Genomic DNA, 17877 nt, shown 5'->3' with positions numbered 1-17877 from the left:
TCCCTTTGCTGAGGCGACGCCGGGGCGGCGTCGAAGGAGAAGCCGATGCGGCGCGGGCTCCCGCGCAAATTCGCCGCACCCCATAGCCCTCGTTCCAAAATTTTTCAAACGGTTATTTCGATCCCAGTATTTTCAATCGGTTATAAAGATCGGGATTTACGTAAACGTAAAATATCCAGGCCGCATCGCAGGCGGCAGGCTTTGCAGCCTATTGCACGGGCGCGCCGAATGCAAAGCACTCCCGCCCAACGATGACACGCTTGTGATTATCCGGTCGAAATTGCCGGCGACATGCCGCCGTGCGGCCTCCCCCGAAAGACCGGGCCGGTCGCGGCGAAGGGATCCGAGTGCCGGCAGCGCGACGAAGTCCCGGCCATATCAGACGCCCGCAGATCGGCCGCCTGCGAGCAAGCCAGCCTGCCGGGAGCAAACCGCCGCATGCAGGTTTCCATCTTCGTCGCGCAAATCGCCTCGGAGCAGGCGCGCCGCAATGGAACGAATCTGGTGGAACGAACCGCCGCACGGCAAGAACCTGGGCGAAGACCGCCATGCACCCGTCGCATGGCGTTTTACCGTCCGGAGACGGAAGCAATACCCCCCGATCGGCATGGGCCGTATCGAGGGGATGCCGATCGACAGCCGAGCAACCCGCTTCGCCGCCCCGGATAACGTGGCGGCCGGCGATCTCGGCACCTTTGCGGACTGGCGGCGCCAACAGGCCACCAGCCCCGGGATCGTCATGCGATCCGGCCGGCTTCGCACCGGCCTTACCGCGCGCGAAGCGTCCCGGTTCGCGGATGCGCAGAGATTAGTTGACGGCGTCCTTCAGGCCCTTGCCGGCCGAGAATTTCGGCACGTTGCGCGCCGGGATCTGGACTTCGGCGCCGGTCTGCGGATTGCGTCCGGTCGAGGCTTCGCGCTTCGAGACGGAGAAATTGCCGAACCCGACCAGGCGGACATCGCCGCCATTCTTCAGTTCGCCGGTGATGACGGCAAACACCGCATCAACCGCCGACTGGGCCTTCCCCTTCTCGAGACCGGCCTGCTCGGCCACGGCGGACACCAGTTCGTTCTTGTTCATAAAAAATTCCTTCCATGAGAAAGTCCGGACCTCTCGACTCGTCCGGCAGGGAACGGACTTTAGAAAGAAGCATCGCCACAACCAAGCGGCAAGGCCACAAGAAATGCGAAAAAAGCCCGGAATACCGGGCTTTTTCCAAAGGAAAAGCCGGGCTCGCGCCCGGCTTTTGGATTGTGCACCGCAACCTTGGCTGGAAGCTCAGTGCGCGATCGCCTTGGCGTCCTCGCTCGCGTCTTCCGCCGCGGGCGCCGTCACCGCCGGTTCGGCCCATTCGATCGGCTCCGGCATCCTGACCAGCGCGTGCCTGAGCACCTCGCCGATGCGCGAAACCGGAACGATCTCCATGTTGTTCTTCACGTTGTCGGGGATCTCGGCCAGGTCCTTGGCGTTGTCCTCGGGGATCAGCACCTTCTTGATGCCGCCGCGCAACGCCGCCAGCAGCTTCTCCTTCAGGCCGCCGATGGGCAGCACCCTGCCCCTCAACGTGATCTCGCCGGTCATGGCAACGTCGGCCTTCACCGGAATGCCGGTCAGCACCGAAACGATCGCGGTCGCCATGGCCACGCCAGCCGACGGGCCGTCCTTCGGCGTGGCACCCTCGGGCACATGCACGTGGATGTCGCGCTTGTCGAACAGCGGCGGCTCGATGCCGAAATCGATGGCCCGCGAGCGCACGTAGGACGCCGCCGCCGAGATCGATTCCTTCATCACGTCGCGAAGGTTGCCGGTAACGGTCATGCGGCCCTTGCCGGGCATCATGACGCCCTCGATCGTCAGCAACTCGCCGCCGACCTCGGTCCAGGCCAATCCTGTGACGACGCCGACCTGGTCGTCGGTCTCGGCCATGCCGAAGCGGAAGCGCGGCACGCCCAGATAGTCGTCGAGATTGTCCTTGGTGATCTTCACCGACTTCTTCTTCGTCTTCAGGATCTCCGTCACCGCCTTGCGGCCGAGCTTCATCAGCTCCCGCTCCAGGCTGCGCACGCCGGCTTCCCGGGTGTAGGTCTGGATGATGGCGCGGATGGCATCATCGGAAACCGAGAACTCCTTCGGCTGAAGGGCATGGTCGCGCACCACCTTCGGCATAAGGTGCTTCTTGGCGATCTCGACCTTCTCGTCTTCGGTGTAGCCGGCGATGCGGATGATCTCCATGCGGTCCATCAGCGGCGCAGGGATGTTCAGCGTGTTCGCCGTCGTCACGAACATGACGCTCGACAGGTCGTACTCGACCTCGAGGTAGTGGTCCATGAAGGTGGCGTTCTGCTCCGGATCAAGCACCTCCAGCAGCGCCGAGGACGGATCGCCGCGGAAGTCCTGGCCCATCTTGTCGATCTCGTCGAGCAGGAAGAGCGGATTGGACTTCTTGGCCTTCTTCATCGACTGGATGACCTTGCCGGGCATCGAGCCGATATAGGTGCGCCGGTGGCCGCGGATCTCGGCTTCGTCGCGCACGCCGCCCAAGGCCATGCGCACGAACTCGCGGCCCGTCGCCTTGGCAATCGACTTGCCGAGCGAGGTCTTGCCCACGCCGGGAGGGCCGACGAGGCACAGGATCGGCCCCTTCAGCTTCTTCTGACGGCTCTGCACAGCCAGATATTCGACGATGCGCTCCTTGACCTTCTCAAGGCCGTAATGGTCGGCGTCCAGCACCTCCTGGGCGAAGTTCAGATCCTGCTTGACCTTGGAGTTGCGGCCCCACGGGATCGACAGCAGCCAGTCGAGATAGTTGCGCACCACCGTGGCCTCGGCCGACATCGGCGACATCGAGCGCAGCTTCTTCAGCTCGGCCTCCGCCTTCTCGCGGGCCTCCTTGGAAAGCTTCGTCTTCTTGATGCGCGCCTCGATCTCGGCAGCCTCGTCGCGGCCGTCCTCGCCTTCGCCCAGTTCCTTCTGGATCGCCTTCATCTGCTCGTTGAGGTAGTATTCGCGCTGGGTCTTCTCCATCTGGCGCTTGACGCGCGAGCGGATGCGCTTTTCCACCTGCAGCACGGAGATTTCGGCTTCCATGAAGCCCATGGCCTTCTCAAGCCGCTCCTTGACGGAAAGCGTGCCGAGCATCTCCTGCTTCTCGGGAATCTTGATGGCCAGATGCGAGGCGACCGTGTCGGCGAGCTTGGAATAGTCGTCGATCTGGCTGGCCGCACCCACCACCTCAGGCGAGATCTTCTTGTTCAGCTTGACGTAGTTCTCGAAGTCGGAGACCACCGAACGCGCCAGCGCCTCGATCTCGACCTCTTCCTCCTCCGGCTCGGCCAGAACCGTGGCGCGGGCTTCGTGGAAGTCGATGCGGTCGGTGAAGGAAGCGATCTTGGCGCGCGCGGCACCCTCGACCAACACCTTGACGGTGCCGTCGGGCAGCTTCAGGAGCTGCAGCACGTTGGCGAGCGTGCCGACGTCATAGATGGCGCCGGGTTCGGGATCATCGTCAGCGGCATTCATCTGGGTGGCGAGCAGGATCTGCTTTTCCTGGCCCATCACCTCTTCCAGCGCCTTGATGGATTTTTCCCGTCCGACGAAGAGCGGCACGATCATGTGCGGGAACACGACGATGTCGCGCAAGGGCAAGACGGCAAAGACGCCGTCGCCGGCCGACCTGGTTATTTTGGCCATTGTCCAACCTTTCATGTCGCGGCCGCCTTCGGCCAACCGCGATTCTCATATTAACGACCGGGAGTCGTTCCGCCTACCATCCTTTGTGAGGGGGTGTTCTCAGCACGGAATTCAGCCACTGGCCTCGCACGATAGGTGGAGGCCGGCAAGGCAAAGATCAAGTGGCATTGTTCGCACAGACGACCGAGAGGTGTCACCGCCCGGCGCAGCAAGATCGCGGGCCGCCGCCAGCGCTTTCCTCAAGCGCTGACGTTGCCCTTCTTTTCCTTGCTGTCGGAGTAGATGTAGAGCGGCCGGGCATTGCCAGACACGACCTCTTCCGAGATCACCACCTCGCGCACGCCTTCAAGCGCCGGCAGTTCGAACATGGTGTCGAGCAGGATCGCTTCCATGATGGAACGCAGGCCGCGTGCGCCGGTCTTGCGCTCGATGGCGCGGCGGGCGATCGCCGCCAGCGCGTTCTCGTGGAAGGTGAGATCGACGCTCTCCATCTCGAACAGCCGCTGATACTGCTTGACCAGCGCGTTCTTCGGCTCGGTCAGGATCTGGATCAGCGCGGGCTCGTCCAGATCCTCCAGCGTCGCCAGCACCGGCAGGCGGCCGACGAATTCGGGGATGAGGCCGAACTTCAGGAGGTCCTCCGGCTCCACCTGGCGGAACAACTCGCCCGTGCGGCGGTCCTCCGGAGAGGCGACCGTGGCGCCGAAGCCGATCGAGGTCTTCCTGCCGCGATCCGAGATGATCTTGTCCAGCCCGGCGAAGGCGCCGCCGCAGATGAACAGGATGTTGGCCGTGTCGACCTGCAGGAACTCCTGCTGCGGGTGCTTCCTGCCGCCCTGCGGCGGCACGGAGGCGACCGTGCCTTCCATGATCTTCAGAAGCGCCTGCTGCACGCCCTCGCCCGAGACATCGCGGGTGATCGAGGGATTGTCCGACTTGCGGCTGATCTTGTCGATCTCGTCGATGTAGACGATGCCCCGCTGGGCGCGCTCGACATTGTAGTCGGCAGCCTGGAGCAGCTTGAGGATGATGTTTTCCACATCCTCGCCGACATAGCCCGCCTCGGTCAGCGTGGTGGCGTCGGCCATGGTGAAGGGCACGTCGATGATGCGCGCCAGCGTCTGGGCCAGCAGCGTCTTGCCGCACCCCGTGGGGCCGATCAGCAGGATGTTCGACTTGGCCAGTTCGACGTCGTTGCTCTTGCCGGCATGGGCAAGCCGCTTGTAGTGGTTGTGGACAGCCACCGACAGCACGCGCTTGGCGTAGGGCTGGCCGATCACGTAATCGTCCAGGACCTTGAGGATCTCCTGCGGGGTCGGCACGCCCTCGCGCGACTTCACCATCGAGGTCTTGTTCTCCTCGCGGATGATGTCCATGCACAGTTCGACGCACTCGTCGCAGATGAACACCGTAGGGCCGGCGATCAGCTTGCGCACCTCATGCTGGCTCTTGCCGCAGAATGAGCAATAGAGCGTGTTCTTGGAATCGCCGCCGTTGCTGACCTTGCTCATCGTCCAGTCCTTTCATGGCGCCCGCCGCGAAACGGCAGGACGTCTACGCAGTCAATCGCGGCAACCGCCGCCGCCAGCACACACTGGCACCCACAACGCATTCCGTACGCAACACAATTCTGAAACGCGGCAGCGATTCGCAACGAACCCAGCATGACGCTAAGCCGTCGAAGCTCAACATAGCCTTAACGTAGGCAATCGCGCCCGTCGAGGAAACAGTCAATTGTGGCGGAAATGCCGCAAACCTTCTCAAAAGTTCCAAGCGCGCGGCTGCCTCCCGCCGCGATGCCGCTCCGGCGGCACCAATCAGGCGGTCACGGTCGCGTTCTCGATTTCTTCGCGCGAGGTGAGCACCTTGTCGATCAGGCCGAGATCCATCGCCTGCTCGGTGGTCAGGAAGTTGTCGCGTTCCATCGCATTATGGATCGTCTCGTAATCCTGGCCGGTGTGCTTGACGTAGATCTCGTTCAAGCGGCGCTTCAGACGCTCGGTGAACTGAGCGTGGATCATGATGTCGGTAGCTTGCCCCTGATAGCCGCCCGAGGGCTGGTGCACCATGATCTGCGAGTTCGGCGTTGCGAAGCGCATGCCTTTGGCACCCGCCGTCAGCAGAAGCGAGCCAGCCGACATCGCCTGACCGACGCAGAGCGTCGACACGGGCGGCTTGATGAACTGCATGGTGTCGTACATGGCAAGGCCGCTGGTCACGACGCCGCCGGGCGAATTGATGTAGAGGTTGATTTCCTTCTTCGGGTTCTCGGCTTCGAGGAACAGAAGCTGGGCGCAAACCAGCGACGCCATGCCGTCCTCGATCGGCCCGGTGATGAAGATGATGCGTTCTTTCAGCAGGCGCGAGAAGATGTCGTAGGCGCGCTCGCCGCGGTTGGTCTGCTCGACCACCATCGGAACGAGGTTCATGTAGGTTTCGACGGGGTCTTTCATAGGATATCCCTTGACTGGCGGAATCGCCCTGGATCGCTGTTTTTGTAAATAGGATGCCGGCTCGCCCTTGTGCAAGGGTGGCCGCGCCGATCAACTGCCACGCCGGAATAAAGGTTACCGCTTAAGGACCGCTGCCCGGCCTACACCGCCTCCGCCCGCAGCCAGCGCTTCAAGTTGCCGATGTCGCCGTCGCCGACCGCGGCCGCTACGCGCCGTCCGACGGCAGCGCCGAACTTGTAGCCATGGCCGGAACAGGCCGAAACGACCAGGCACCGGCCCTTCTCATGGGCGAGGAACTTCTCGTCCTCGGTGAAGGTGTAGGCGCAGGTGACCACCTCGGTCACGCGATACTCCCCGATGCGGGCGATGGGCGGCGAGAACAGGTTGCGCACCACCTCGCCCTCGCCTTCCACCGGATCGCGGTTCCAGTCGGCGTCGCTGGTGGGAACCTTGTGCAGGCCGGAGCCGAACTTCATGCCCGTGCCACGGGTCGGCGGGATCATGTAGCCGTCCGTCTTGCCGCCGACATCGAGGATAACCGGCGCCTTTTTCCATGCCGCCTTGAGGTCTGCGGGCGGCTCGACATAGGCAAGCGCCGTGCGATAGGTCCTCAATTCGCCGCCCAGCTCGGGAAACAGCTTGAGCACCCAGGCGCCGGCCGTGACCACGACGCGGTCGGCCTGAAGGGTCTGGCCGTCCGCCAGCGTCACGCGTCCGGCATCGGCATCGACCGCCGTCGCCCTGCTGTTCTCGTAGACATTGGCGCCGCCGGCGCGCAGCCAGTTCGCCAGGCCGGCAGCGATCTTCCGGCAATGCAGCGCGCCGCCTTCCGGCGAGAAGAAGGCGTAGCGGAAGGTTCCGGCCTCCAGAAACGGCCAGCGCGCCACCGCTGCCGCCGGTTCCAGCAATTCGAACGGATAGCCGCCCTTTTCCAGCCCCGTGCGATATTGCTCGGCCTCGTCGCCCTCTTCGCGCGAGACGCACATGAAGCCGCGCGGGTCGAGATGGTTTTCCCCCAGGTCGCTCCAGAGTTCGTCCCACGCTTCGTAGGCTTCGGTGATGAGACGGCCGTAGCCCGCGGCAGCGCCATAGGCGCGGCGGATGATGCGGTGATGGTCGCCGGAGGCCGCCAGCGGGTTGGGAATCGGCCCCTGCTCAAGGATCGTGACGTTATGGCCGGCCTTGACCAGCGACCAGGCCGTCGAAAGGCCGGCAATGCCGGCTCCCACAACAATCACATTCATGCCGATCTCCGCGCGCTTGTCCGGTCTGACCCCGACAAGATACGGGCTGGAGCGGTCCCGGCAAGGCGCGATGCTGATCCAGTGTGGCTGAAAGCATGCTTCCACTGCCTGTCCGGCCCTCGCCACGCGCTGCGGGCCTTGCGGCCAACCGCCTTCCGAGCACGGTCGGTTCAGGTTCTTCGGAGAAACAGCAGGTAAAAGGCCGCGAACACAAAAACGATGCCAATGTTCGCGGCCAGCCGTTCCCAGAATCGGCCCCGGAGGAACAGGAAATCCACCCCGACTATGACCGCCACCATCGCCGCCACATAGAGCCGGCAGCCACGTGTCTGCTCATCACCGCAGCTTTCATCTTCCCGGACGGGCCAGCGATTCAGGGCAGCACGTCCGGGTGGATACCATCTCGGCCTTGGTACGCGACGGCTGGCCAGCCACCGCCCTGAATGCCCGGCCCCGCCGGGCTGTCAGGGCGGTATTTCCGCTGCCGGCATTATACCCAGACGCGCTCGCGCCAGCAGCGCCTGCGCCATCGACCGCCGCTCCGGAACCGGCGGCAAACCGTCCGCCACACGGGACGCCTCCGCGGCCGCCGGTCACGTCCGCGACGGTCGCGCCGGTCGCGATCGCGCCCACGATATTGCACTTCCTCCACTTCGGGGACGCCACCTACAGCGAGATCGGGAAGCGACGCATCAAGCTCGCCGAGGATGCCGCCCCCAGTGGCGGGAACACCGGCAATCGCCTTGCCGGACCCTACAAGGCTTGCGACCAGCGTTGCCCCCGTCAGGCCGAGCATGCCGCTGAGAAAGACCCGTCTGTCCATCGTTTCCTCCGATTGCGTAACCCTTCCGTGGCACACAATCTGTCAGCCGCCGAATGGTTCCAATCCGGCATCCAAAACCCTGGCCGGGCCGGAGCCGACGGCCTCCTGCACGATGAGGAGCAATGGCGAGATCGAAGCTTCGCAGCCGGTCAAGCTGCGAGAATCACATACTGTTTGCGAGTCGTCTCAAGCACTTCCCAGCTTCCCTTGAAGCCGGGCCTCAGCACGAAGCTGTCGCCCGCACGAACGGTGCGCGTCACACCGCCGTCCTCGGCGATTACCGAGACGCCGGAGAGGATGTGGCAGAATTCCCATTCGTCGTAGCGGATATTCCACTTGCCGGGCGTCGATTCCCAGATGCCGGCATAGAGGCCGCCCTCCCGCTCCTCGACGTTCCAGGTACGGAATTGCGGGGCGCCGGAAATCAGCCGATCCGGCGCCGGCGCGCCTTCTTCCGGCTCGATGCCGGCAATGTCGAGGGATACAAATGTCGGTTCGGTCATGATGCGGAAGGCTCCGGTTTGTCCGGAGCCTCCGTGCCATGCCGGTCAGACTTTCGCCAGTGCCTGGTCGAGATCGGCGACGATGTCGTTCACGTCCTCGATGCCGATGGACAGGCGCACCACGTCGGAGCCCGCGCCGGCCGCCGTGCGTTGCTCGTCGGTAAGTTGGCGGTGCGTGGTCGAGGCCGGGTGGATGACCAGCGACTTGGTGTCGCCCATATTCGCCAAATGCGAAAACAGTTCGAGCGAAGCGACAAGCTTGACGCCGGCGTCGTATCCCCCCTTCAGACCGAAGGTGAACACCGCGCCCGCGCCGAGCGGCGAATATTTCTTCTGGAGCGCATGGTTCTTGTCATTGGCCAGACCCGGATAGGAAACCCACGATACTTTCGGGTGGTTGGACAACCAGGCTGCCACGGCGGCGGCATTGTCGCAATGGCGCTGCATTCGCAGCGGCAGCGTCTCAAGGCCGGTGAGGATCAGGAAGGCATTGAAAGGCGAAATGGCTGGGCCGAAGTCGCGCAGGCCAAGAACGCGCGCGGCGATGGCGAAAGCGAAATTGCCAAAGGTCTCGTGCAGGACGATACCGCCATATTCAGGACGCGGCTCCGACAGCATCGGATATTTGCCCGATTTCGACCAGTCGAACGTGCCGCCGTCGACGATGATGCCGCCGATCGAATTGCCGTGACCGCCGATGAACTTCGTCAGCGAATGGACGACAATGTCGGCGCCGTGCTCGATCGGCCGCAGCAGGTATGGCGTGGCCAGCGTATTGTCGACCACAAGCGGCAGACCGTGCTTGCGGGCCACTTCCGCGATGGCCGCGATGTCCACGAACTCGCCGTTCGGGTTGGCGAGGCTTTCCACGAAGATGAACTTGGTCTTGTCGTCGATGGCCGCGGCGAAGGTGGAAACATCGTTGGTGTCGGCCCAACGCACCTCCCAGCCGAAATTCTGGAAAGCGTGGCCGAACTGGTTGATGGAGCCGCCATAAAGGCGCTTGGCCGCTACGAAATTCTCGCCCGAGCGCAGCAGCGTGTGCGCCACCAGAAGCTGCGCGGCATGGCCGGAAGAAGTGGCCAGCGCCGCCGTGCCGCCCTCGAGGGCCGCCACACGTTCCTCCAAGACCGCCTGGGTGGGGTTCATGATGCGGGTGTAGATGTTGCCGAACGCCTTCAGACCGAACAGCGAGGCGGCATGGTCGGCATCCTCGAAGACATAAGAGGTGGTCTGATAGATGGGCGTGGCGCGCGCGCCAGTGGCCGGGTCGGGCTTTGCGCCGGCGTGGACGGCAAGCGTGTTGAAGCCGGGTGTACGTTGTGACATTGGGAACTCCCTACCGAAACCGAACGTGAAATCGCCCGCATCTTTGGCTGAGCACGACCTCGATTGCAAAGGGGAAAATGCCCGTCGCCTCCGCACTCTAGAACGAAAGTCCCTCCCGCGGCGGCTTTCGGAGAAAATTATTTCCCACTAATTCCGGCGCACGCCGAAGCTCTGGAAACCTGGGCGCAAGAGCGGCTTCCTGGACGAAACCACGCCGGAATTGACGCCGTTCCAGCCGATTTCGCCGGACAGCCGCGCATATTCGATTTTCGGGCAGCGGTTCATCACCACCTTGATGCCGGCGGCCTCCGCTCTCGCGGCGGCTTCGTCGTGACGCACCGTAAGCTGCATCCACACCACCTTGGGCAAGGGCCGCAGGGCCAGAACCTCGTCGATGATGGCCGGGACCGCTTCCGATGCACGGAAGATGTCGACCATGTCGACAGGTTCGGGGATGTCGGCCAGCCTGGCATAAACGGTCTGGCCGAGGATTTTTCCACCCGCTTGGCCGGGATTGACCGGGATGACGGAAAAACCCTTGCCCAGCAGATATTTCATGACGAAGAAGCTCGGCCGCACCTCGTTAGCCGAGGCGCCGACGACGGCGATGGACCGCACCGAATTGAGGATGCCGGTAATATAAGAATTGTCGTAGGCGTCGTGGTTCATGTCGTGCTTCATTCCGGCAAGCTGATCCGCCCTTCCGCGTCGATCGGGAAATCCAGATTGTGGGCGACCTCCCAGAGATTGCCCTCCGTATCGGCAAAATAGCCGTACCAGCCGCCCCAGAAGGCGCGCCCGGCCGGTTTGACGATACGGCCGCCCGCATGTTCCGCCGCGGCCAGCACCGCATCAACTTCGTCGTCGGATCGCGTGTTGTAGGCGAGATAGACGCGGGAAGGCGCTTCCCCGAAGCGGATGCCGGAATCGGCCTCGGCGCTCTCGCGCGGAAACAGCGACAGGATGGCGCCCCCCATCTGGAAGAACGCCACACCGTCCTTGATGCGATGGCGGGTCAGGCCCATGGCCTCGTAGAAGGCGGCGGCGCGGTCGAGATCGTCGACGGCAATCGTGACGATGGAGATGCGGGGGTCCAAGCGGCTATTCTCCCTTCCATTCGGGCTTGCGCTTGCCGATGAAGGCGCCGATGCCCTCTTCCGCATCGCGTGCCAGCATGTTCTCCGTCATCACGCGGGCGGTGTGGTCATAGGCTTCGGCAAGCCCCATCTCGGCTTGCGCGTAGAACGCCTCCTTGCCGATCTTCAGCGTCAAAGGCGATTTGGAAGCAATGGTTTGGGCGTATTTGGTCACGACCTGATTCAAATATTCGCGTGGCACGACGCGATTGACCAGGCCGAATTCCTTCGCCGTGGCCGCATCGATGGTCTCGCCGGTGAGGAGCATCTCCATGGCCTGCTTGCGCGACACGTTTCGCGACAACGCCACCATGGGCGTCGAACAGAACAGGCCGATATTGACGCCCGGCGTGCAGAACGCAGCCTCCTGCGAGGCGATCGCCAGGTCGCAGCTTGCCACAAGCTGGAGGCCGGCGGCCGTGGCCAGTCCGTCCACTGCGGCGATCACCGGCTTCGGACTGTTGACGATGGCCTGCATCAGCGCCGAGCATTCGGCGAAGGTACGCTCGAAAAAGGCCCGGCCCCGATCGGGGTCGGCACGGCTGGCGGTCAATTCCTTGAGGTCGTGGCCGGCGCAGAACACCTTTCCGGAGGCCGCCAGCACCACCACCCGCACGGAGGCGTCGTCGCGGGCGCGATCAAGTTGAGCCTTCAGCGCCGCCATGACGGCCAGCGACAGCGCGTTGGCAGGCGGGTTGGCCAGGGTCAGCCGCAGGATACCCTCGGACTGCTCGGCCAGAACCGGCCCTTCCTGTTCCAGACGCTTCATGGCGACGATCTCGGCCATTTCCTTCTCCCTGCATCGTCCGATAGGTAATACGCCATATGGCCGCAGCCAACACCCTTCATCGCGTTCCGGTGGGATCCGGGTGTTGCAAGGCCGGCCGCGGCGCGGGCATAGAAGCGGCGGAAACGAGGAACGCCAGCATGCCCGCCCAAGCCGATCTGAAGCCCGTCCTGACCGCCGCCGAAGTCAACGCGCTGATGCGTTCCGCCTTCCCCCAGCTCAACGGCGGCGGCAATTCCTACGAAACGCTCGAAGTCTTCCCCGGCGGATGCACCGTGCGGCTGAACGCGGACGAAACGCATCTCAGGCCCGGCGGCACGGTGTCCGGCCCCTCGCTGTTCACCCTGGCCGACATCGGCGGCTATGCCTGCGTGCTTTCGCATGCCGGGCCGGATGCGCTTTCGGTGACCACCAGCCTCACCATCAATTTCATGCGCAAGGCCGAGGCCGGGCCGATCGACGGCCATTGCCGCATCCTGAAGCTGGGCAGGAGCCTGATGGTGTTCGACATCGACATCGTCGCCGGACCGGACCGCCACACCGTGGCCCACGCCACCGGGACCTATTCGATCCCGCCGAAGCGATAATCGTGGCGGTAAAATAATACCTCATTTCTAACCATATGTTTTTCAAATGTTTTCATGATCCGGGGCAGATTTCCACTGCTTGACGCCACCCATACCCTCCCCTATAAGCGGCACCGGAACGGCGGCCCGCAAAGGCCGCAGTTTTATTATTGGCGGCGGGTTTTTGTCCCCGGTCAATGCAAGCAACAAGAAACGCCCTTTGTCCGGCAGGGCAAAGGTCCTGAACGAAAGCAAGAATCCATGGCAACCTTTTCGCAGAAGCCTGCGGATGTGGTGAAGAAGTGGGTGCTGATCGACGCCGAGGGTCTCGTCGTCGGCCGGCTCGCCACTATCGTCGCCAACCGTCTGCGCGGCAAGCACAAGCCCACCTTCACCCCCCATGTCGACGATGGCGACAACGTCATCATCATCAACGCCGACAAGGTGGTGTTCACCGGCAAGAAGTACACCGACAAGGTCTACTACTGGCACACCGGCCACCCCGGCGGCATCAAGGAGCGCACCGCGCGCCAGCTTCTGGAGGGCCGCTTTCCGGAGCGCGTCGTCGAGAAGGCCGTCGAGCGCATGATTCCGCGCGGCCCGCTCGGCCGTCGCCAGATGAAGAACCTGCGCGTCTATGCAGGCGCCGAACATCCGCATGTCGCCCAGCAGCCCGAGACGCTCGACGTCGGCGCGCTGAACGCCAAGAACAAGAGGGCCTCGTAATGGCTGAGCAGCTTTCCTCGCTCGCAGAACTCGGCACGGTGGCGCAGGCTTCGCAGCCGGCTGCCCCCGTCCATGTCCAGAAGCTCGACAAGTCGGGCCGCGCCTATGCCACCGGCAAGCGCAAGGACGCCATCGCCCGCGTCTGGGTCAAGCCCGGCTCCGGCAAGATCATCGTCAACGACAAGGAATTCGCGGCCTATTTCGCGCGTCCCGTCCTGCAGATGATTCTCCAGCAGCCGCTCGTTGCCGCCAACCGTAACGGCCAGTACGACATCGTCGCCACCGTGGTCGGCGGCGGCCTGTCCGGTCAGGCGGGCGCCGTGCGCCACGGCATCTCCAAGGCGCTGACCTATTACGAGCCGGCGTTGCGCGCCGTACTCAAGAAGGGCGGCTTCCTGACCCGCGACAGCCGCACGGTGGAACGCAAGAAGTACGGCCGGGCCAAGGCTCGCCGCTCCTTCCAGTTCTCGAAGCGCTAAGCGCGGTATTCCAGGCTTTCCACTGGAAGCCCTGCAGTTCAAAAGGTCGCGTCGGCAACGACGCGGCCTTTTTTCATGTCCGGCCTCTACCCGACCCGAGAGAACAGCCCAAAGCAAAACGGCCCCCGCAAGGGGGCCGTTCGCAGATGCATGGATCGTTTGAAGCTTTCCGCGAGAAAACCCGCGCGCCGGATCAGTTGCCTGTCTTGGCCTTGTCCTGCTCTTCCTTGAGCTTCTTGGCGAAGTCCTCGTTGTTCTTGTTCACGAACTCCTGGAGCTTCTTCTGCCGGTCCTCGAGATCGGACTGCTGCATGGCCGGGCCGTCGAAGGCGCCCGAGAAGCCCTGCAGGGATATCTTGATCGGGTTGGGCTGGTTCTGGAAGTTGACGGAGGTAAGCGTCAGCTCCGAGCCCTTCTTGAAGGAGGCGACGAGCTGGTCGGTCATCGGAACCTCGGCCACGCAGCGGTCGGGGAAGCAGATGACGTAGTCGAGCTTCTGGGCCTTGCCGCCGTCGATCTGCAGCGCGATGCCGGGCGGCACCATGCGGCCGCTGGGAACGGTGACCTGGAACACCTTGCGGTTCACCTTGCCGCGCAGGTCGATCAGGCTGATGCCGGTGATGAGCTGGCCGGTGCTGGCGGTGGTGATGTTCTGCACGTTGCAGATGTCCACGTCTTCCTGCTTGGTGCAGGCCTTGAACCAGCCCTGCGGAATTTGCTGCTGCGCGCTCGCCGCGGCGATGCCGACGCCCAAGAAGCCGATCACGCCAGCGGCCATGACCGAGAGGCGGAATGCGTTGGTGTTCAGGCTCGTCATATGGTCCAGTTCCTCTGAAAGGTTCCCGCGGCCGGCTTCTTCCCGCCTTGCGACGTGCTACCTCTTGCCGAAATGAGGCAACAGAATGACTTCGTCGGGCGTGTTACACTGCCGGCCGCGCCGAATCCAGTCCGTTACCGGCATTTCTCGACTGTGGCCACAGTATCGCCATCGCACATGCTAGGTTGCGCCGAGAATCATCACGCCGCTCCAGGAAAACGGGTCATGGGCCGCATCCTCCGTCGGTTCGCCGCCGCATCTTCACTTGCCCTTTCCTGCGCCCTTCCGGCGCAGGCCGAGCCAAAGCACGCCATCGCCATGCAGGGCGAGCCGGCGCTGCCGGCGGATTTCAGCCATTTCGACTACGTGAACCCGCAAGCACCGAAAGGCGGCGAGATCACCTATTGCGTGGTCGGCACCTTCGACAACCTCAACCCCTTCATCCTGAAAAGCCTGCGCACCACCGCGCGCGGCATGATGGACACGATCCTCGGCAATCTCGTGTTCGAGCCGCTGATGATGCGCAACGCCGACGAGGCTTTCGGCCTCTACGGGCTGCTGGCCGACACCGCCGACCTGAGCGATGACCGCAGGACGATCGAGTTCCACCTCGACCCGAAGGCGAAATGGTCGGACGGCCAGCCGGTGACGCCGGAAGACGTTCTTTTCACCTACGAGGTCTTCACCGAAAAGGGCCGCCCGCCCTATTCCGACCGCATGAAGAAGATCGCCAGGCTGGAGAAGACCGGCGAGCACAGCGTGCGCTTCACCTTCAACGACCTGGCCGACCGCGAATTCCCTCTCATCGTGGCGATGACGCCGATCGTGCCCAAGCATGCGTTCGACAAGGAAACATTCGACCGCACCACGCTGAAACCGCTGGTCGGCAGCGGCCCCTACACCGTGGCCGACGTGCAGGCGGGCGACCGCATCGTCTTCAAGCGCAATCCCGGCTACTGGGGCAGCGACGTCCCGTCCAAACGCGGCTTCGACAACTACGACAAGATCACCGTCCAGTATTTCCTCAACGCCAATTCCCAGTTCGAGGCGTTCAAGAAGGGCCTCTGCTCCGCCTATGCCGGCTCGTCCTATACCGGCATGGGGCCGTTGCAGGCTGAGCGCGATTTCGATTTTCCCGCCGCCAGGGACGGCAGGGTCGTCGTCGAGCAATTCCCGCTCGGCATCCCTCCGGTGGTGACGGGCTTCCTGTTCAACACCCGGCTGCAGAAATTCTCCGACCCCGCGGTGCGCCGCGCGCTCGGCATGCTCTACGACTTCGAATGGGCCAACCGGAACCTGTTCGGCGGCAAGTTTACGCGCACGATGAGCTACTGGCAGGGCTCCGAGCTTTCGGCACTGGGCCACCCCGCCAGCGAGAAAGAGAAAGCACTGCTTGCCCCCTTCCCCGGCCGCGTGCCGCCGGACGTCATGGACGGGAGCTGGCGGCCGCCCCTCACCGACGGCTCCGGCCAGGACCGCAAGGTGCTGCGCGCCGCGCTGGACCTGCTCCAGAGCGCCGGCTACCGCATCGAGGGCGGCGCCCTGCTGGACCCGCAGGGCAAACCCTTCGGTTTCGAGATTCTCACCTCGGGCCAGGAAGAGGAGCGGCTGGCCGCCCTTTACCAGCGCACGCTGGGCAAGCTCGGCATTGCCGTGACCATCCGGGCGCTGGACGGCGACCAGATCCAGGCACGCAAGCAGCGCTTCGACTTCGAGGTTCTGGTGGGCGCCGGCGGCTTCAACAACTCGCTGTCGCCGGGGTTCGAGCAGCTTGGCCGCTGGGGCTCGGAATCAGCCGATGTCGAAGGTTCCTTCAACCTGGCCGGCGTCGCCGATCCGGCGGTCGATGCGGCCATCGAGGCGATGCTGAACGCGCGCGCCAAGGACGACTACGTGGCTGCGGTGCGCGTGCTCGACCGGCTCCTGATCTCCGGCGCCTACATGGTGCCCATGCAGCACAATGCCGGGCGGTGGATCGCGTACTGGAACTATCTGGATCATCCGCAAAAGACGCCCATATTCGGTTATCAGCTTCCGACATGGTGGCGGAAGGCGAACTGATTTTCACAGCCGAACGGACGCGGAAGGACGAATCATGAGCGAGCCCGTTTCCCTGAGCGTGGACGTCGTGTCGGACGTGGTCTGCCCGTGGTGCTTCATCGGCCAGAAGCGCCTGGACAAGGCGGTGGCTGCCGTCGACGGCGTCGACGTCCATATCAACTGGCGGCCGTTCCAGCTCGACCCGAGCGTGCCGCGCGGCGGCAAGGACCGGCGGCAATACATGCTGGACAAGTTCGGCAGCGAGCAGCGCATCCGCGACATCCACGCCCGCATCGAGCCGCTGGGAGCGGCGGAAGGCATTGCATTCGATTTCGACGCCATCAGGATAGCGCCCAATACGCTGGACGCCCACCGCGCCATCCGCTGGGCGGGCGCGGCCGGGGAAACGGTCCAGAACCGGCTCGTGCGCCGGCTGTTCCGGCTTTATTTCGAGGAAGGCGCGGATGTGGGCGACCACGCCGTCTTGATCGCGGCGGCGCGCGAGGCCGGCATGGACGCAGCCGTGGTCGAGACGCTCCTGCCCACCGACGCCGACGTGGCGGCCGTTCAGACGGAGATGGCGACCGCCTCGCGCATGGGCATCACCGGCGTGCCCTGCTTCCTCATCGAAGGCAAATATGCGGTCATGGGCGCGCAGGAGACGGACGTGCTCGCCGATGCGCTGCGCCAGATCGCGGCAGCGAAGGCGGGCGGGGAGTTGCAACGAGTGGATTGACGAAAGCGGGCTTGCGCGCGTGCCACATCAACCCGTGTCCTCCAGGAATCGACACTTCGCACGAACCATGCGGAAAGAGGCCACGGAGGCCGAAGACAAGCTCTGGCAGGAACTGCGCGGAAGGCGACTCGATCGGATAAAATTTCGCCGGCAAGCGCCGATCGGAAACTATATCGCCGACTTCGTCTGCCTCGAAGCGAGGCTGATCGTTGAGATCGATGGCAGCCAGCACGCAGGTTCGGACTATGATCGCCGACGCGACATGGCGCTGAATGAATGCGGCTTTCGGGTTCTGCGCTTCTGGAACGATGACGTGCTGCGCGACCTAGATTCCGTCTGCGACACCATCATAGCCTATGCACGCGATCCGTCACTGAAGCCTTGGCGGTAACGTTTCGTCCCAGCCAACACCCCTCATCCGACCTCGCTGCGCTCGGCCACCTTCTCCCACAAGGGGAGAAGGAAAGAACCTCGGGCAGCAAACACCAACGGCGAAGATTGGCACAAATGCCGCTGACGCGCTCCCTTCTCCCCTTGTGGGAGAAGG

At 63.7% G+C, this 17877-nt stretch carries 17 protein-coding genes; 6 read left to right on the top strand and 11 right to left on the bottom strand.

The window, feature by feature from the left end; translation table 11 throughout:
• Positions 1-808 precede the first annotated feature (808 nt).
• From hupB to ACTDI4_RS09670, 10 genes are all read right to left on the bottom strand, one after another.
• Complete coding sequence (hupB, locus tag ACTDI4_RS09715) at positions 809-1081, bottom strand: DNA-binding protein HupB (protein ID WP_442840958.1); 273 nt, start codon at positions 1079-1081, stop codon at positions 809-811.
• A 198-nt stretch (positions 1082-1279) separates the two neighbouring features.
• Positions 1280-3691 carry an endopeptidase La gene (gene lon / locus ACTDI4_RS09710; RefSeq protein WP_442840957.1) on the bottom strand — a complete coding sequence of 804 codons (2412 nt, stop codon included), beginning with the start codon at positions 3689-3691 and terminating at the stop codon, positions 1280-1282.
• Positions 3692-3930: 239 nt separating this feature from the next.
• Positions 3931-5202, bottom strand: coding sequence for an ATP-dependent Clp protease ATP-binding subunit ClpX (gene clpX, locus ACTDI4_RS09705; RefSeq protein ID WP_442840956.1), 1272 nt, complete (start codon positions 5200-5202; stop codon positions 3931-3933).
• 306 nt (positions 5203-5508) lie between these two features.
• Positions 5509-6144 carry an ATP-dependent Clp protease proteolytic subunit gene (locus ACTDI4_RS09700; protein ID WP_442840955.1) on the bottom strand — a complete coding sequence of 212 codons (636 nt, stop codon included), beginning with the start codon at positions 6142-6144 and terminating at the stop codon, positions 5509-5511.
• 140 nt (positions 6145-6284) lie between these two features.
• The gene (locus ACTDI4_RS09695; RefSeq protein ID WP_442840954.1) at positions 6285-7388 is read right to left on the bottom strand and encodes an NAD(P)/FAD-dependent oxidoreductase; all 1104 of its coding nucleotides are present in this window, start codon (positions 7386-7388) and stop codon (positions 6285-6287) included.
• 972 nt (positions 7389-8360) lie between these two features.
• Positions 8361-8714 carry a cupin domain-containing protein gene (locus tag ACTDI4_RS09690; RefSeq protein WP_442840953.1) on the bottom strand — a complete coding sequence of 118 codons (354 nt, stop codon included), beginning with the start codon at positions 8712-8714 and terminating at the stop codon, positions 8361-8363.
• Positions 8715-8759: 45 nt separating this feature from the next.
• On the bottom strand, positions 8760-10043 hold the full coding sequence (locus ACTDI4_RS09685; protein WP_442840952.1) for an O-acetylhomoserine aminocarboxypropyltransferase: 1284 nt from the start codon (positions 10041-10043) through the stop codon (positions 8760-8762).
• Between the two features lie 147 nt (positions 10044-10190).
• On the bottom strand, positions 10191-10712 hold the full coding sequence (locus tag ACTDI4_RS09680) for a CoA-binding protein (RefSeq protein ID WP_442843317.1): 522 nt from the start codon (positions 10710-10712) through the stop codon (positions 10191-10193).
• Between the two features lie 8 nt (positions 10713-10720).
• The gene (locus tag ACTDI4_RS09675) at positions 10721-11140 is read right to left on the bottom strand and encodes a VOC family protein (protein ID WP_442840951.1); all 420 of its coding nucleotides are present in this window, start codon (positions 11138-11140) and stop codon (positions 10721-10723) included.
• Positions 11141-11144: 4 nt separating this feature from the next.
• Complete coding sequence (locus ACTDI4_RS09670) at positions 11145-11966, bottom strand: enoyl-CoA hydratase (protein ID WP_442840950.1); 822 nt, start codon at positions 11964-11966, stop codon at positions 11145-11147.
• Positions 11967-12106: 140 nt separating this feature from the next.
• On the opposite strand from ACTDI4_RS09670, the gene ACTDI4_RS09665 reads away from it, so the two are divergent.
• The 3 genes from ACTDI4_RS09665 to rpsI all read left to right on the top strand — a co-directional run bounded on the left by ACTDI4_RS09665 (position 12107) and on the right by rpsI (position 13737).
• The gene (locus ACTDI4_RS09665) at positions 12107-12553 is read left to right on the top strand and encodes a PaaI family thioesterase (protein WP_442840949.1); all 447 of its coding nucleotides are present in this window, start codon (positions 12107-12109) and stop codon (positions 12551-12553) included.
• Between the two features lie 240 nt (positions 12554-12793).
• Positions 12794-13258, top strand: coding sequence for a 50S ribosomal protein L13 (gene rplM, locus ACTDI4_RS09660; protein ID WP_442840948.1), 465 nt, complete (start codon positions 12794-12796; stop codon positions 13256-13258).
• Positions 13258-13737 (top strand): 30S ribosomal protein S9, encoded by a 480-nt coding sequence (rpsI, locus tag ACTDI4_RS09655; RefSeq protein WP_442840947.1) that lies wholly within the window; start codon positions 13258-13260, stop codon positions 13735-13737. Before rplM ends, rpsI begins: the two co-directional genes overlap by 1 nt.
• A gap of 193 nt (positions 13738-13930) precedes the next feature.
• On the opposite strand, the gene ACTDI4_RS09650 is transcribed toward rpsI, so the two are convergent.
• Positions 13931-14554 (bottom strand): invasion associated locus B family protein, encoded by a 624-nt coding sequence (locus ACTDI4_RS09650; protein ID WP_442840946.1) that lies wholly within the window; start codon positions 14552-14554, stop codon positions 13931-13933.
• A 225-nt stretch (positions 14555-14779) separates the two neighbouring features.
• On the opposite strand from ACTDI4_RS09650, the gene ACTDI4_RS09645 reads away from it, so the two are divergent.
• The 3 genes from ACTDI4_RS09645 to ACTDI4_RS09635 are packed head-to-tail and all read left to right on the top strand — an operon-like array spanning position 14780 to position 17721.
• Complete coding sequence (locus tag ACTDI4_RS09645; protein ID WP_442840945.1) at positions 14780-16615, top strand: extracellular solute-binding protein; 1836 nt, start codon at positions 14780-14782, stop codon at positions 16613-16615.
• Between the two features lie 34 nt (positions 16616-16649).
• On the top strand, positions 16650-17330 hold the full coding sequence (locus ACTDI4_RS09640; RefSeq protein ID WP_442840944.1) for a DsbA family oxidoreductase: 681 nt from the start codon (positions 16650-16652) through the stop codon (positions 17328-17330).
• A gap of 19 nt (positions 17331-17349) precedes the next feature.
• Positions 17350-17721, top strand: coding sequence for an endonuclease domain-containing protein (locus ACTDI4_RS09635; protein WP_442843316.1), 372 nt, complete (start codon positions 17350-17352; stop codon positions 17719-17721).
• Positions 17722-17877 lie beyond the last annotated feature (156 nt).

The organism is Mesorhizobium sp. PUT5, assembly GCF_052216645.1.
Lineage (GTDB): Bacteria > Pseudomonadota > Alphaproteobacteria > Rhizobiales > Rhizobiaceae > Mesorhizobium.
The sequence above is the reverse complement of the archived record's forward strand: the minus strand, read 5'-3'. Positions and strand labels throughout refer to the sequence as shown.